The 15947-nt window shown below is 67.0% G+C and carries 15 protein-coding genes; 12 read left to right on the top strand and 3 right to left on the bottom strand.

What is annotated here, in order from left to right; genetic code table 11:
- Positions 1–37: 37 nt before the first annotated feature.
- Positions 38–1306, top strand: a complete 1269-nt coding sequence (locus G3N96_RS13720) for a lipoprotein-releasing ABC transporter permease subunit (protein WP_124585081.1) — start codon at positions 38–40, stop codon at positions 1304–1306.
- 32 nt (positions 1307–1338) lie between these two features.
- On the opposite strand, the gene G3N96_RS13715 is transcribed toward G3N96_RS13720, so the two are convergent.
- Entirely contained in the window at positions 1339–2151 is an 813-nt protein-coding gene (locus tag G3N96_RS13715; protein ID WP_206137554.1) for a hypothetical protein, read from the bottom strand.
- Positions 2152–2741: 590 nt separating this feature from the next.
- Between G3N96_RS13715 and G3N96_RS13710 the strand changes: the two genes are divergently transcribed.
- The 3 genes from G3N96_RS13710 to G3N96_RS13700 all read left to right on the top strand — a co-directional run bounded on the left by G3N96_RS13710 (position 2742) and on the right by G3N96_RS13700 (position 7208).
- A complete protein-coding gene (locus G3N96_RS13710) occupies positions 2742–4697 on the top strand; it encodes a Xaa-Pro dipeptidyl-peptidase (RefSeq protein ID WP_206137553.1) in 1956 nt (651 codons plus the stop codon).
- A 267-nt stretch (positions 4698–4964) separates the two neighbouring features.
- Entirely contained in the window at positions 4965–5927 is a 963-nt protein-coding gene (locus G3N96_RS13705) for a class I SAM-dependent methyltransferase (RefSeq protein WP_206137552.1), read from the top strand.
- A 45-nt stretch (positions 5928–5972) separates the two neighbouring features.
- Positions 5973–7208: a methyltransferase type 12 gene (locus G3N96_RS13700; protein WP_206137551.1), complete on the top strand. Its 1236-nt coding sequence runs from the start codon at positions 5973–5975 to the stop codon at positions 7206–7208.
- Here the strand turns inward: G3N96_RS13700 and G3N96_RS13695 are convergent.
- A complete protein-coding gene (locus G3N96_RS13695) occupies positions 7179–8108 on the bottom strand; it encodes a 2-hydroxyacid dehydrogenase (protein ID WP_206137550.1) in 930 nt (309 codons plus the stop codon). The genes G3N96_RS13700 and G3N96_RS13695 overlap by 30 nt on opposite strands.
- Before the next feature lie 166 nt (positions 8109–8274).
- Between G3N96_RS13695 and G3N96_RS13690 the strand changes: the two genes are divergently transcribed.
- From G3N96_RS13690 to G3N96_RS13660, 7 genes are all read left to right on the top strand, one after another.
- Positions 8275–9198, top strand: coding sequence for an ABC transporter substrate-binding protein (locus G3N96_RS13690; protein WP_089496295.1), 924 nt, complete (start codon positions 8275–8277; stop codon positions 9196–9198).
- Complete coding sequence (locus G3N96_RS13685) at positions 9195–10373, top strand: ABC transporter permease (protein WP_206137549.1); 1179 nt, start codon at positions 9195–9197, stop codon at positions 10371–10373. Before G3N96_RS13690 ends, G3N96_RS13685 begins: the two co-directional genes overlap by 4 nt.
- Positions 10370–11308 carry an ABC transporter ATP-binding protein gene (locus tag G3N96_RS13680; protein ID WP_206137548.1) on the top strand — a complete coding sequence of 313 codons (939 nt, stop codon included), beginning with the start codon at positions 10370–10372 and terminating at the stop codon, positions 11306–11308. The genes G3N96_RS13685 and G3N96_RS13680 overlap by 4 nt, the downstream gene beginning before the upstream one ends.
- Positions 11305–12072 (top strand): ABC transporter permease, encoded by a 768-nt coding sequence (locus G3N96_RS13675; RefSeq protein ID WP_124585097.1) that lies wholly within the window; start codon positions 11305–11307, stop codon positions 12070–12072. Before G3N96_RS13680 ends, G3N96_RS13675 begins: the two co-directional genes overlap by 4 nt.
- A gap of 32 nt (positions 12073–12104) precedes the next feature.
- Positions 12105–12500 (top strand): NAD(+)--rifampin ADP-ribosyltransferase, encoded by a 396-nt coding sequence (arr, locus tag G3N96_RS13670; protein WP_206137547.1) that lies wholly within the window; start codon positions 12105–12107, stop codon positions 12498–12500.
- Between the two features lie 158 nt (positions 12501–12658).
- Positions 12659–13342 (top strand): lytic transglycosylase domain-containing protein, encoded by a 684-nt coding sequence (locus tag G3N96_RS13665; RefSeq protein WP_206137546.1) that lies wholly within the window; start codon positions 12659–12661, stop codon positions 13340–13342.
- Between the two features lie 22 nt (positions 13343–13364).
- On the top strand, positions 13365–13763 hold the full coding sequence (locus G3N96_RS13660; RefSeq protein ID WP_206137545.1) for a lysozyme inhibitor LprI family protein: 399 nt from the start codon (positions 13365–13367) through the stop codon (positions 13761–13763).
- Between the two features lie 30 nt (positions 13764–13793).
- Here the strand turns inward: G3N96_RS13660 and G3N96_RS13655 are convergent, their stop codons facing one another.
- Positions 13794–14669, bottom strand: a complete 876-nt coding sequence (locus G3N96_RS13655) for a LysR family transcriptional regulator (RefSeq protein ID WP_206137544.1) — start codon at positions 14667–14669, stop codon at positions 13794–13796.
- 171 nt (positions 14670–14840) lie between these two features.
- Here G3N96_RS13655 and G3N96_RS13650 point away from each other — a divergent pair, with 171 nt between their 5' ends.
- Positions 14841–15914 (top strand): alkene reductase, encoded by a 1074-nt coding sequence (locus G3N96_RS13650; RefSeq protein ID WP_206137543.1) that lies wholly within the window; start codon positions 14841–14843, stop codon positions 15912–15914.
- The last annotated feature ends 33 nt before the right edge of the window (positions 15915–15947 follow it).

Raw genomic sequence — 15947 nt, 5'->3', positions numbered from 1 at the left:
TTCGCTAGAATGCGCGGCTCGGCAGGATCGAATCGAAATGAAAGGAAACCGCTTGAAACTCCCGTTCGAATGGCAGATCGGGCTGCGCTATGCGCGCGGCGGCCGGCGCTCGGCCGGCGACGGCTTCGTGTCGTTCATTGCCGGCGCCGCGATGGCCGGCATCGCGCTCGGCGTCGCCGCGCTGATCGTCGTGCTGTCGGTAATGAACGGATTCCGGACCGAAGTGCGCGACCGGATGCTGTCGGTGCTCGCCCACGTGGAAATCTTCTCGCCGACCGGCGCGATGCCCGACTGGCGGCTCACCGCGCACGAATCGCTGCGGAATCCGGCGGTGCGCGCCGTCGCGCCCTATGTCGACGCACAGGCGCTGCTGACGAACGCGGGCAGCGTGACGGGCGTCGCGCTGCGCGGCATCGATCCCGTGCTGGAGCCGCGGGTGTCCGAGATCGCGCGCAAGCTGAAGACCGGCCGGCTCGACGCGCTCGTGCCGGGCGAGATGGGCATCGTGCTCGGCTCGGCGCTGGCCGACGCGCTGCACGTGAAGATCGGCGACCGCATCACGTTCTTCGCGCCCGGCAACTCCGCGCGCATCGGCGACGCGCTGCCGCGGTTCCGGCAGTTCAACGTGGTCGGCACGTTCGAGTCGGGCCACTACCAGTACGACAGCGCGCTCGCCTACATCCACCTCCGCGACGCGCAGACGCTGTTCAACGTGCGGGCGCCAACCGGCGTCCGGCTGCGCCTCGACGATCTGCAGCGCGCGCCGGACGTCGCACTGGAACTGTCGCGCACGCTGTCGGGCGACCTCTATATCCGCGACTGGACACGGCAGAACCGCACGTGGTTCGAGGCCGAGCGGCTGCAAAAGCGCATGCTGTCGCTGATCCTGATGCTGATCGTCGCGGTCGCCGCGTTCAACCTCGTGTCGTCGCTCGTGATGACCGTCACCCAGAAGCAGGGCGACATCGCGATCCTGCGCACGCTCGGCGCGCCGCCCGGGTCGATCATGAAGATCTTCGCGATCCAGGGGATGACGATCGGCCTCGCGGGCACGCTCGCGGGTGTCGCGCTCGGCTGCGCGATCGCGGTGAGCATCCCGTGGGTGCTGCCCGCGATCGAACAGGTGCTCGGCATCCGCTTCCTGACGCCGTCCGTGTACTTCCTCAGCTCGCTGCCGTCGAAGCTCGCGGCGACCGACGTGATCGAGATCGCCGCGGCCGCGTTCCTGATGTCGTGCGTCGCGACGCTCTACCCGAGCTGGCGCGCCGCGCGGGTGCGGCCGGCCGAAGCGCTGCGCGACGAATAGGCGCGCGGCGTGCGGCTCCGTGACGCGCGTGGCTACGCGATCTCGTGGAAGCCGATGCTGTTGCGGCCGTTCAGGATGTTCTCGAACGCGGCGCCGAAGCCGACGTCGATGAGGCCGGCACGCCGGCCGTAGGTCTTCTGCCCGGAATCGTCGACGAAGATCGCCGCCCCCGACGACAACTGGCGGTCGGTATCCAGCAGCGCCAGCGTGCCGCGCGCGGTGCCGGCCGACGGGTCGAACGTCAGCCGCGTGCCGTCCTGCGTGGTGAAATGCCCGCCGACCTCCTCGAACTTCCGGTTGCGCACGACGGACGCGTTGTTCTCCTTCATGAACAGAAAGTCCGCGTCGGCGCGCTGGCTGGCCACCTTGCGATCGTCGTCCGTGAACGTCTCGCCTACGGCGGCCGCGCCCTGCTCCGCGAAGTCGACGGCCTGCTGGTGAAACGCGCGCGTCGCGAGCACGAGGCCCGCGTTCGCGTTCAGCGTCGACTCCACCCACGCGCGGTCGCTTTCCGTCATCGTCTTCGATACGACCTTGATCGCGCCGTTGTCGGTCATGAAGTCGAACTGCGCGTCGGCCAGGTCCGGCCGCTTCGCGATGATCTCGTGCAGGCTCGTCGCGAGCTGGCTGGTGACGTCGCGCAGCTTCGTCGACAGGTTGCCCAGGATCGACATCTGCTTCATGCGCGCCGCGTGCATCGCGTCCTGGTCCAGCGCCCGGATGGTGATCGGCGTGTCCTGCGGCTGCCCGGCCGCCGCGGCCGTCTGCTGGCCCCCGTCGAGCGCAGCCTGCTGCGCCATCTGCGCGAGCGAAAGGCCGCTCGCCGCCGTGACTGAAGTCGTCATGCCCTCTCTCCTTTCAATCTTCTTTTTACCGTTTACGGACAGATTTCCCGGAAATTTAGACCGATCGCAGGTCCGTCGCCTCTCACGCTTAAAAACTTTGTTTGACTCAAACTAAAAAAGTTTGACACCGAGATTTCACTGAGATAAGTTTTGCGCAAGCTTCCGGAAAGCATTCCGGCCAGCCCCGCCGACTCGCGTCGCGCTTTCCTGCCGTTGCAGCACCGCCGTTCGCACCATCCCCGCCTCATCGCATCGTGCCGTTCCGTTTCATCTGAAACCTGAAGGAAGATCGGGCATGCCCGCATTTGATTCGCACTCCTGCATTCGTTTCGCGCCGCCGGACTCGCTTCGACCGGGCGGCCCGAATCGGCCGCCGCGCTGACGCTTTCCGGTCGAGGCGATGCAATCGCCCCGACGCTCGCCGGGTTGCGCGATGCGTGACGCGCGTCGACACCGGCCATGACACCCGGGCATCGCGCCCGGCGCTTTCGAAGGTGCAGTTCCGTTTCATCCGATGCAGCACCCGGCCGGGCCGCAGGGGGCATATCGCGGGCCGACCGGTTCCAGACAATCAAAAGAAGAGGTCGACAATGGACATTCATCGAACCGGATTGCGTCGCGCGTGGCTTCCCGCGCTCGTTGCAGCCGCAACGCTCGCCGCGTGCGGCGGCGACGACGGCGGCAGCGTCGCGGGCGCCTCCGCGCTCGCGCAGGGCCAACAGGAGGGCGCCGCCGCGTCGGCGGCCGACAAGCAGTCGCTCGCGTCACGCATTTCGCCGTCGGGCGTGCCGTACGCCAACCCGGCCAGCGGCGGCCGCTACCGGCCCGTGATCACGAACGGCCAGGTGCAGCCGTCGCTGTCGGGCGGCACGATCGAGGAGAACGCGTGGGTCGACACGCCGGTCGATTCCGACGGCGACGGCACACGCGACCGCATCCACGTGCGCATCGTGCGCCCGACCGAAACCGCGAACGGCGCGCGCACGCCCGTCATCGTGCTCGCGAGCCCGTACTACGCGGGCCTCGCCGACAGCCCCGACCACAACGTCGACGTCGAACTCGACGGCACGCCGCATCCGGCCGCCACGGCGGCCACGGCAGCGACCGGCGCCTCCGCGCGCATCATGGCCGCCGCGCCGCAGGTGCGGATGCTGCAGCAGGTCGAGGCGGCCGCCGCCGGGCGCTCGTGGATCGAGGGCTACTTCATTCCGCGCGGCTTCACGATCGTCTACGCGGATTCGCTCGGCACGGCCGGCTCGGACGGCTGCCCGACGATCCTCACCCGCGACGAATCGGTCGCGATGGCTTCGGTGATCCGCTGGCTCGGCCGCGACGCGACCGCGAAGGACGCGAACGGCAAGACGGTCGTCGCGAGCTGGTCGACGGGCCACGTCGGCATGTACGGCGTGTCGTACGACGGCACGCTGCCGAAGATGGTCGCGAGCCTGCGCACGCGCGGGCTGGACGCGATCGTGCCGGTCGCCGGGCTGACGAACATGTACGGCTATTACCGCTCGGGCGGGCTCGTGCGTGCGCCGGAAGGCTATCAGGGCGAGGACGTCGACGTGTACATCAAGGCGCTGCTGACGAACGCGCATCCGGAGCGCTGCACGCACCTGATCGACGAAGCGCTGCAGCAGGAAGACCGCAAGACCGGCGACTATTCGCCGTTCTGGGCCGCGCGCGATATTCCCACCGCGTACGCGGTCGCGCCGGCGCTCGTCGCGCAGGGGCTCACCGACGACAACGTGCGGGTCGACCAGTCGACGCTGTGGCATCTCGCGATGCGGCGCCAGGGTGTGCCCACGCAGCTGTGGCTGCATCGCCTGAAGCACACCGACCCGACCCGCGTGCCGGCGATGGCCGATGCGTGGACCGCGGAAGTGAACCGCTGGTTTACGCGCTACCTGATCGGTTTCGACAACGGCGTCGAACGCGATCCGCGCGCGGTGATCGAGCAGGCGGACGGCACGCTGCTGAAGGAAGCGGACTGGGCCGCGCGCCACGCCACGCCGGTCACTTACTTCGCGGGCGGCGACGGCGCAGGCACCGGCACGCTGCTGCGACTGCCGACCGGCGGCCCACTCGCACGCTTCACCGACGATGCGCGCATCACCGCGCTCACGCTGGCGAACGCGCCGACGGGCGAGAACCGCAGCCGTTTCGAAACCGCGCCGCTCACGGCCGCGACACGCCTGTCCGGTTCGGCGACCGCACGCGTCAGGCTGACCTTCACGGCCGTGGCCAACGTGACGGCCCTGCTGGTCGATCGCGCGCCGGACGGCACGGCGACGATCGTCACGCGTGCGTGGACCGATCCGCGTAACCGCGTGTCGGAGTGGGTCTCGCAGCCGGTTCTGCCCGGCATGCCGTATGACCTGAAGCTGACGTTCATGCCGCGTGACTACAAGCTGGAAGCCGGCCACCGGCTGGGGCTCGTCGTGCTGTCGAGCGACAACGAGGCGACCCTGCGGCCGACGCCGGGCACCGGGCTGACGCTCGATCCGGCCGGTACGTCGGTGACGGTGCCGCTGGCTGCGTCCTGAGCGGCGGCATGCCCGTACTGAAGCCATCCCGGGACGCCAGCACACCGGCGTCCCGGGATAGCTTCATTCATTCGGCTCCATTTCCCGATTCTTATGGAAACAAAAGCAACGGCTCTTTAAAACAATAATTCCACGCTTCATAAATCAATTACATCATTGAATCAAAATCAGAAACAATCGGATGTCGCTTGACATCGATTCCCCGCCGACTAGATTTGAAAGTCAATAATCCGGACATTTGTAGCCGGTCGCTGCGGGGGAATGGCAATGAACGACCTGATCACCGGTACAACCGCCGCATCCGCGTCGCCATTGAACGATCGACGTAACCCGCCATTCGCGGCCATTCGCGGCCGACGGCGAAACGATTACGAATCGCGGGTCATGGAGGCCTACCAGGACGATCCGGTGAACTGGAGCAAGGCCATCGGCGATCGCCTCTGGTTCCAGTTCGGCGTCTTTGACCATCCCCAATCGCCAAGGCCGGTCGATCTCGACGAATCCGGCCTCAGGTATTTCGAACGGCAACTGAAGATCGCTGGCCTGGATCCGCCCGGGCGCCAGCCGATCAACCGGGTACTCGATATCGGATGCGGATGGGGAACGGTGCTGCGCGATCTGTCCGAGCGGTTTCCCGCCTGTCATCGCCTGGACGGCATCAACATCAGCGATCGCCAGCTCGAATACTGCGCGGAGGTTAACGCCGCGCGGGGGGTGTCCGACAGGATCAACCTGTTCCAGTGCAATGCGCTGGACATTGACCTGCTGCCGGATGTCGACCAGCCCTACGACCTCGCGATCATGCGCGGCGTGATCTCCCATTTCCCCTACGATCTCTTCGAAATCGTGATGGCCAAATTGCGACATCGGCTGGGCGCGAACGGGACGGTAATCATTTCGGATAACTTATATAACGTCGATCTCTCCGACTACCGCTCCGATACGCCTGACCTGGTCGACAGGCTCGCGTGCAAGTATCGCAAGACGCCCGCGTACCTGCGCCAGGTGTTCGAGCAAAGCGGCTTCCGCGTCCAGGACATGCAGATCCTGCCTGACAGGACGGACGCGACGCGATGGCTGTTGAACGTTCAGGACAACATCGAGCGCCATTTCCCGACAGGGGCGGTCGGCGCGCTGGAGGAACTCCGCGTGATGTGCGAAAGCCTGGCCGTCGCAATCGTGAAGCGTCAGGTTTCCATTTACAGCTTCGTGCTCAAGCACGGTCGATGAACGCCGCCCGTGCCGGCCGCCGGACATCGAACCCGAGAACCCGCCATGACAGATATTCCCAACTTCGTTCGCAACCTGCCCGGCCTGCCGAAGCCCGGGGAAAAGATCTTCCATCCGGATTTCCATCTGCAGTTGAAACCCATGTGGCATCCGCATCATGACGAGGCGGAACGCCGGATCGCGCTCACGGACAGCCCGTACATCCTCGCCTACTACGGCAGCCAGAAGGCCGTCGAACACTATCTGGCGCAAAGCATGCCGTCATTCGGCGGCCTGTGCTATCCGCACACGCTGAACGACAGGATCTACGATCTCGAACGGATGATGAGCATCACCACGCTGATCGACGACACCATCACCAACCCCGCGATGCTGGAGCAGGCGCACAAGCGCTCGACATTGCGCCAGCACTACTTCGATGCAATCGCCGGCATTCGGCCGCCCGACACCGCGCCCATCGCGCAATTGCTGTACGAGGGGCTGCTGCCCGTCAAGGCGCATCTGGCGTCGAAACCGCGTGTCTGGAAACGCATGGAGGACGCGCTGCATACGTTGATCGTCAGGCAGACGGATCCACTGGCGTTGAAGATGGACGAACTCACGTTCGACGCCTACCTGGAAATGCGGCGCATCGACAACTACGGGGAATGGGCGGCCATCATGACGGAGTTCGCCATCGACGTCGACATGACCGAGCACCTGATGGCCGACCGCTCGCTGGCGGAAATGAGAACGGCCGCCATCGATTCGATTACGCTGGTCAACGACCCGTATTCATTCCGAAAGGAAATTCATATCGCCGATTCGGTCAACTCCGTCTGGCTGCTGATGTACCGGGAGGGCCTGAAACTCCAGGACGCGCTGAACAAGCTGGCAACGCTGGTTGCGGAGAACGAGCGCAATCTGATGGCCGCGCGCGACCGCGTCCTTGCCGGCCCGCTCGGGAATCGGGCGGATGTGCGCGCCTACGTGACGGAGCTCGAGCATCTGGCGTCCGGCAACGCTGAATTTCACGCGATCAGCACGCGCTACCATGGCCGGGATTTCAAAGGGAAACGGTTCATTTCCGGCGAGGTGACCATTCGGGCGCTACCCTCGACGGATGAAGTCGCGGCGGCCGATCTGGCCGGTGCCCGTCCCGCGAATTGGGGCAACCGGCTCGGCCACGCAAACGCATCGATACCGTCGAAACAACGGCAACGGGCTCGCTGCGGCGGAAAAAAGCCGCCGTGCCTGCCGCACGAGCCGCGCTCACACCGGCGTCAACACCGGCCGCCCTGAAAAGTGCCGCTCGGCATTGTCGATGAACTGCCGCACCGACCGATCGAGCGCCTCGGGCGACCAGCCGCCCATGTGCGGCGTCAGCACGACGCTGTCGAGATCCGTCAGCGCGCGCGGCGGCTCGGGTTCGCCTTCGTACACGTCGAGCCCCGCGCCCGCGATGCGTCCTTCGCGCAACGCCTCCGCCAAAGCAGCGGTATCGACAACGCTGCCGCGTGACACGTTGACGACGAACCCGCCAGGGCCGAGCGCATCGAGCACCGCGCGGTCGATCAGATGCCGCGTGCCCGCGCCGCCGGGCGTCGCGACGATCAGGAAGTCGGCCCACTGCGCGAGCGCGTCGACGCGATCGAAATAGCGGTAAGGGACGTTCTTCCGCGACCGGTTGTGATAACCGATCTCGATGTCGAAGCCGGCCGCGCGGCGCGCGCACTTCTCGCCGATCTTGCCGAGCCCGACGATGCCGAGCTTCTTGCCCGACACGTTCGGCGGCATCGCCAGGCCGTCGCGCCACACGCCCGCACGGGTTTTCGCATCGAGCTGCACGACGTTGCGCACGGCCGCGAGCAGCAGCGCGAACGCATGATCGGCGACGCAATCGTCGTTGGTGCCGGCGCCTGTGACCACGGTCACGCCGCGCGCTTTGGCATGCGCGACATCGATGTGCTCGTAGCCGGCGCCGAGCGCGCTGACGAACGTGAGTTGCGGAAGACGATCGATCTCGGCGGCGGTGAGCCCCGTGCTGCCGTTGGTCAGCACGGCGCGTAGGGTGCCGCCGTGTTCGGCGATCGCACGTTCGCGTGCGTCGGATGTCGGGGCGTAGCGCACGTCGAACGACGCGGCGATCTCGCGATGCGCGTCACCGCGCAATGCGATGAGAACCAGCAACTCGGGCTTCATGTCAGGAAGTGTCGGCAAGGCGGGAACGGATTCAGTGTAACAAGCCTGTCGCACGGATGCGGGTAATCCCCACACGGGCTGTGGGCACGCCGCCGCACGCGGTTTGCCAAAGCCGGCTCAGTCAAGTAACTTTCGGCGTACGCCCCCGTCCTGGAGATTGGCCCGTATGAAGCTCGCCCTGCCCGCCCGGATCCTGGGCCTCGCGTTCGCCGCCGCCCTCGTCGCGCCCGGCGCGCATGCCGACACGCCCGTCGTGGTGTCGTCGAAGATCGACACCGAAGGCAACCTGCTCGGCAACCTCATCGCGCAGGTGCTGAAGGCCCACGGCATCCCCGTCACCGAAAAGATCGCGCTCGGCACCACGCCGATCGTGCGCAAGGCGCTCACGAGCGGCGAGATCGACGTCTACCCCGAATACACCGGCAATGCCGCGTTCTTCTTCAACAAGGCGGACGATCCGCTGTGGAAGAACGCGAGCCAGGGCTACGACACCGCGAAGCAACTCGACTACGCGGCGAACCATCTCGTCTGGCTCACGCCTGCGCCCGCGAACAACACGTGGGGCGTCGCCGTGCTCGCACCGGTCGCGCAGTCGCAGCACCTGAAGACCTTCTCCGATTTCGGCAAGTGGGTGGCCGGCGGCGGCAAGGTGAAGCTCGCGGCGTCGGCCGAATTCGTGAACAGCGCGTCGGCGCTGCCGTCGTTCGAGAAAGCGTACGGCTTCAAGCTGAAGCCCGACCAGCTCGTCGTGCTGTCCGGCGGCGACACGGCCGCAACCATCAAGGCCGCCGCGAACCAGACCGACGGCGTGAATGCCGCGATGGTCTACGGCACCGACGGCGGAATCTCGTCGAGCGGCCTCGCGGTGCTCGACGACGACAAGCACGTGCAGCCCGTCTACGCCCCCGCGCCCGTGATCCGCGAAGCCGTGCTGAAAGCGCATCCGCAGATCGCCGACTACCTGAAGCCCGTGTTCGCGAGCCTCGACCTGAAGACGCTGCAGACGCTGAACGCGCGCATCCAGATCAACGGCGAGCCGGCCGCCGGCGTCGCGAAAAGCTACCTGAAAGCGAAGGGCTTCGTTAAATGACGGGTCGCGCGGCAGCGTCCGCGCGGCGCATCACGGCGGACAAGGTCGGCATCCTGATCGGGGTCATGACGATCGTCGCCGTGCTCGGCCTGCCGTTCGCGGTGCTGCGGCCGAACCGCATCGCGGCCGGCACCGACCTGTCGGTGTTCGCCGCGCTGCCGGCCCTGCAGGGCGCCGTGCTCGCCGCGCTGTGGATCGTCGGCGCGCTGTGGGCAATGACGGCCAGCCGCCCCGCTTGGCGCCTCATGGCCGGCTGCGCGTGGCTCGCCACGCTCGCGTATGCGGTCGGCGCGGCCGCGACGCACGTCGTCGCGCCTGACGACACGCTCGCCCGCGTATCGCCCTCCTCCGGCGTCTGGCTGTTGCTGTTCGCGTGGGCCGTGCTCGTCGCGGATGCGCTCGCACGGCTCGCATTCGGCCCGTGGCGGCGCCTCGCCGCGCTCGTCGTCGCGATAGCAGCGATTTCGGTGCCGCTCGCGAGCGGCTGGTGGGACGGCCTGTCCGTGATGCGCGAATACGCGGTGCGCAGCGACGACTTCTGGATCGAGGCGATCCGGCACGTGTCGCTCACCGGCGGCTCGGTGGCCGCCGCGCTCGTCGCGGGCGTGCCGCTCGGCATCGCCTGCGCGCGCATCGCGGCGGTGCGTACCGTCGCGATGCCCGTGCTCAATATCGTGCAGACGATCCCCAGCATCGCGATGTACGGGCTGATGATGGCGCCGCTCGGTTTGCTCGCCGCACACGTGCCGCTCGCGGCCGCGCTCGGCATCCGCGGCATCGGCGTCGCACCGGCCGTGCTCGCGCTGTTCCTGTATTCGCTGCTGCCGATCGCGTCGAGCGTCGTGGTCGGGCTCGGCCAGGTGCCGCCGCACGTGACCGAAGCGGCCCGCGCGATGGGGATGACGCGCGCACAACGGCTGCTGCGCGTCGATCTCGTGCTCGCGCTGCCGGTGATCCTGAGCGGCGTGCGCATCGTGCTCGTGCAGAACATCGGGCTGACCGCGGTCGCCGCGCTGATCGGCGGCGGCGGCTTCGGCACCTTCATCTTCCAGGGGATCGGGCAATCGGCCGCCGATCTCGTGCTGCTCGGCGCGATCCCGACGATCGCGCTCGCGCTGGTGGCGGCCGTCATATTCGAAGCCGCGACCACGCTCGCGAAGGGGCGTGCAGGATGATCGAGATCGAACGTGCGGGCAAACGCTTCGGCGATATCGTCGCCGTCGACGACGTCTCGCTGACGATGAAACGCGGCACGATCACCGCGCTCGTCGGCGCATCGGGCAGCGGCAAGTCGACGCTGCTGCGCATGATCAACCGGCTGATCGCGCCCACCAGCGGCACGATCCGCATCGACGGCGTCGATACGGCCACCGTTGCACCCGAACAGCTTCGTCGCGGCATCGGCTATGCGATCCAGGGGCACGGGCTGTTTCCGCACTGGAGCGTCGCGCGCAACATCGCGACCGTGCCGCGCCTGCTCGGCTGGCCGGCCGACCGCATCGACGCGCGCGTGAACGAATTGCTCGACCTGTTTCATCTCGCGCCGGTCGAGTTCGCGGACAAGCTGCCGCATGAACTGTCGGGCGGCCAGCAACAGCGCGTCGGCGTGGCGCGCGCGCTCGCGGCCGAGCCCGCGATGCTGCTGATGGACGAGCCGTTCGGCGCGCTCGATCCGATCATCCGCAACAAGGCGCAGGACGACCTGTTTGCATTGCAGCGCCGCCTCGGCATCACCGTCGTGATCGTCACGCACGATATCGAGGAAGCGCTGAAGCTCGGCGACACGATCGCGGTGATGGACGGCGGCCGGCTGCTGCAGGTCGCAACGCCTGCCGAGATTCTCGGCAAGCCGGCAGCCGGCGTCGTCGAACAGTTGGTCGCCGGCGTCGACCGGCCGCTGCGCCTGCTCGCGCTGACACCGATCGACGCGGTGGCCGAACCCGGTCATGCCGATGGCGAACCGATCGCCGCGACGCGCACGCTGCGCGATGCGGTGTCGGAGCTGCTGTGGCGCGGTGTCGATGTGCTTCCGGTGGAAGACGGCGACGGCCGCAACACGCGCCGCATCACGCTCGATGCGATCCGTGCGCACGCAAGGAAGCCCGCATGACGACGCACGGCATCACGCGGCCCGGGCGGTCGGCACTTCCCGCCTACCTCGCACGCGCGGCAGCGCTCGCGCTGCTGCTCGTGCTGCTGCTGCGACCCGCCTGGCTGCAAGGCTTGTTCGCGCCGTTCGCCGACAACGGCGCGCCAGTGATCTACGATCGCGCGAGCCTGCTCGATCTCACGCTCGCGCATCTCGGCACGGTCGCGTTGTCGAGCGTGATCGGCACGATCGTCGCGGTCGCGGCCGGCATCGCGGTCACGCGGCCGTGGGGCGCGGATTTCCTGCCGGTCGCGCGCAGCGTCGTCGACATCGGGCAGACCTTCCCGCCCGTCGCGGTGCTCGCGCTCGCGGTGCCGGCCGTCGGCTTCGGCTTGAAGCCCGTGCTCATCGCGCTCGTGCTGTATGGCTTGCTGCCCGTGTTCGAAAGCACGATCGCGGGGCTCGAGGACGTGCCGCGCGACGTCGTCGATGCCGCGCGCGGGATGGGGATGAGCGGCTGGCAGCAACTGGTGTCGGTCGAGTTGCCGCTCGCGTTTCCGGTGATCGTCAACGGCGTGCGGCTCGCGGTCGTGATCAACCTCGGCACCGCGACGATCGGCTCGACGGTCGCCGCGCGCGGGCTCGGCGACGTGATCATCGCGGGGCTGCAGACGTCGAACACCGCGTTCGTGCTGCAGGGCGGCGTGATCGTCGGGCTGCTCGCGGTGCTCGTCAGCGATGCGATCGGCGCGATTGCACGGGTGGCGGCCGCGCGACGCGCGTAGAAACCATTGCGCGATTTTGGGAAGGAGGAACCATGACCGTTTCGGACACCGGCCCGTTTTTTCATGGCACGAAAGCGGATTTGCGGATCGGCGACTTGCTGAAGGCAGGCTTCCGATCGAATTATCGCGATGACGTCGTGATGAATCACGTCTACTTCACGGCCTTGCCCAAAGGCGCCGGCCTGGCTGCGGAAATGGCCAAAGGTGACGGCCGACCGCGGGTCTACATCGTCGAACCCACCGGCGAATTCGAAAACGACCCGAACGTCACGGACAAGAAATTCCCGGGCAATCCGACGCGATCGTACCGGAGCACATCGCCTTTGAGGATCGTCGGCGAACTCGAGCGCTGGGAACCCTACGATCCGGCGTTCATCCAGCAGCTCAGGATCCGCATCGAAACCGGCACCGGCGAGATCATCAACTAGCGTTCTTCCGGACTCCGATGCGTGTCCGCGCAACGATCGGCCCCTCGATCGGCTCGCCACGACACAAGCCTACATGCCGCTTTCATTCGAACCGGCACTCGACCACCGGCCGCAATTGGCCGATATACTAGGCGCCTTCCCATTCCCCGCACTCCACCATGCGACGGTTTCTCTGGCTGATCGTGCTTTCGCTCGGCATCGCGCAACAGGCGTCGGCGCAGCAAGCGCCCGCACTGCCTGCCTCCGCGCCCGAAGCAGCCGCATCGGCGCCGTCCGTCGCATCCGCGCCGCTCGCCGACGCCAACGATCAGCCGAACGAAGCAAACCGCCGCATCACGTCCTACCTGACGAAGAAGTTCGGCGTCGCACGAGAAAAGGCCGCGAAGCTTGCCGATATCGTGAGCGTCACTGCGACGAAATATTCGCTGCCTCCCGCACTCGTTTACGCCATTATTTCGATCGAATCGCGCTTCCAGGAAAAGGCGCGCGGCCAGCATGGCGCGACCGGGCTGATGCAGGTCGTGCCGACCGCGCACCGCGGCCTGGTGCGCAACGTGAAGGACCTGACCGACCCGAACGCGAACATCGAAGTCGGGTCGGCGATCCTGTCGGGCTACGTGCGGGCCGCCGGTGGCGACGTGCGGGCCGGACTGAGGAGCTACAGCGGCGGTTCGAACGCGTACGCGGCGAAGGTGATGCAGCGCGTCGATTCGTTCCGCTTCGTGCTCGAACCTGACGACGATGCGAAAGCCGTGAATCCCGCGAATCCCGCGAACGATGCGAAGGCCCGCATGGTGCCGGTCAGCGAGAAGACGAGCCCGACGCCGGCCCGCGGCAACTAGTCCCTCCCTTCGTTCGACGCGCATGCGCCACGCCACCCGCTTCCTTGCCGTCGCCGCGCTGGCGATCGGCCACACCTCCGCATTTGCCGCCGTCGATTGCGAGCAACACGGCCCGACGATGAGCAACGTGTGGATCTGCATACTCGACCAGAACAACCAGGCCGTCGAACGCGCATACCGGTCGCTCGAGCACAAGCTCGAGCAGCGCAACCCCGATGCCGCCAGCGCGCTCGCGAAGTCGCAGGCCAGCTGGACCCGCTTCGCCGACGACACCTGCGACTACGTGAAAGCCGCCAATCCGCAGCAGATGATCCCGGAAGACGCGCGGATGAACTGCTGGGTCGATTTCAGCCAGGCACGCGTGCGTATCCTGAAGAAATGGGAAGCGCAGCTGGACGCGCCGCAACCGGCGCAGCAGTGAGCGACAGAAGGATGCCCGCGCAACATCTCGTCACGCCTGCGCGAAACGCTCCCGCAAAAATTCGATGAAATGCTGCGTCTTCGCGGGCAGCAGCCGCGTTTCCGTCATCGCATAGACGGGGATCGGCTCGCCTTCCCATTCGGGCATCACGCGGCGCAGCCGGCCGGCGGCCAGATCGTCCGCGACGATCGCCTCCGACAGCATGATGATGCCCGCGTCGAGCGTGGCCAGGCGCCGCAGCATGCCGACGCTGTTCGCCCCGAAACGGCTGCTCACCGGCACCGCAACGGCACGCGTGCCGTCATGCAGCGTCCATGACCCGCTCCGCTGCAAACCGAGGCACGCGTGCCGGGCGAGGTCTTCCGGTTCACGCGGCTCGCCGGCGCGCTCGAGATAACCGGGCGACGCATACAGGTAGTTCCGTAACGTCGCGATCCGCCGTGCGATCAGTTGCGAATCCTCGGATGGGCCCATGCGGATCGCCACGTCGAACGGTTCGCTCACCAGATCGACACGCCGCGACGTCAGTTCGTAATCGAAGCTCAGCTTCGGATGGCGGTTCGCGAATTCGACGAGCAGCGGCGCCAGGATGACCACCGCGAAATCGACCGGAAACGACGCGCGCAACACGCCGGTCGGCTCCGCCAGCAGGCCGCCGAGCTGCTCGTGCGCGAGCCGCGCCTCGTCGACGATGCGCTTGCAGCGTTCGAAGTAGAGCTGGCCGGCCTCGGTCAGTTCGATCCGGCGCGTCGTGCGATGCAGCAGCCGCAGCCCGATCGCCTTCTCCAGCGCGCCGATGCGCCGCGACAGCGTCGAGTTCGGCATCCCCAGCGTCTCGGCCGCGCTGCGAAAGCCCTTTGCTTTCACGACTTCGACGAACAGCGCCATGTCGTTCAGCAGTTCCATGCTCATTGCCTCATCAGTGGATCAATGTTATCCAGATTACCCGGTTTATCCCGAAAAGGAAGCAATGGATGATGGATGCGTGGAGGCGAGGTCGGCACACCCGTGCGCGGCCGGCGCCCGAGGCGGCACCGACCCGGCGCCGCTATCCCGAATCTCGAGGAGCAACACATCATGAGCCAGCTGTTCACCCCGGCCCGCGTGGGCCGCTACACGCTGCAAAACCGCCTCGTCATGGCGCCGATGACGCGCAGCCGCGCCGCCTTCGACGGCACGCCCGGCGAATGGGCCGCCGAATACTATGCACAGCGCGCGAGCCTCGGCCTGATCGTCACCGAGGGCACGCAACCTTCCGACGACGGGCAGGGCTATCTCACGACGCCCGGCATCTACACCGATGCGCACGTCGCCGGCTGGAAGGCGATCAGCGACGCCGTGCATGCGCGCGGCAGCCGTCTCTTCATCCAGCTGATGCACGTCGGGCGCATGTCGCATCCGGACAATACGCCGCATCACCGGCAGGGCGTCGCGCCTTCGGCGATCGCGCCTGGCGCGCAGATGTTCACGGTGAAGGGCATGCAGGACATCCCGGTGCCGCGCGCATTGACGACCGAGGAAGTGCGCGCGACCGTCGAGGACTTCCGCACCGCGGCACGCCGCGCGATCGAGGCCGGTGCCGACGGCGTCGAGATCCACGGCGCGAACGGGTATCTTGTCCAGCAGTTCTTCTCGCCGAATGCGAACACACGCACCGACGTGTACGGCGGCTCGATCGAGAACCGCGCCCGCTTCGCGATCGAGGTCGCGACGGCGATCGCCGACGAGATCGGCGCCGACCGCACGGCGATCCGCTTGTCTCCTCGCGCGACGCTGGGTGGTGTCGATGAAGGCGAGCAAGGGCCGGACCTGAATCGCTATCTGGTAACGGAACTCGACCGGCTCGGCCTCGCGTACCTGCACGTGATGCATCACGGCGACGAAGCGCTGCTGGCCGACCTGCGCGCGCGCTGGAGCGGCATGCTGATCCTGAACCGCCCGGGCCGCCCGCGCGACGCGATCGGCGACGACCTGAAGTCGGGGCTGGCCGATCTCGAAGCGTACGGGCAGATGGTGCTGGCGAATCCGGATTTCGTGACGCGGGTGAAGACCGGCGCGCCGATGAACGACGCACGGCGCGAAACGTTCTTTGGTGGCGATGCGCGCGGGTATGTCGACTATCCGGCGTTGGGTGGGGTGGCTGCGGCTTGATGCTTCGGCTCAGGGTGATCGTTGCGGCACACC

Source organism: Burkholderia sp. Se-20373, from assembly GCF_017104705.1.
In the GTDB taxonomy this organism is placed as follows: Bacteria; Pseudomonadota; Gammaproteobacteria; order Burkholderiales; family Burkholderiaceae; genus Burkholderia.
The sequence above is the reverse complement of the archived record's forward strand: the minus strand, read 5'-3'. Positions and strand labels throughout refer to the sequence as shown.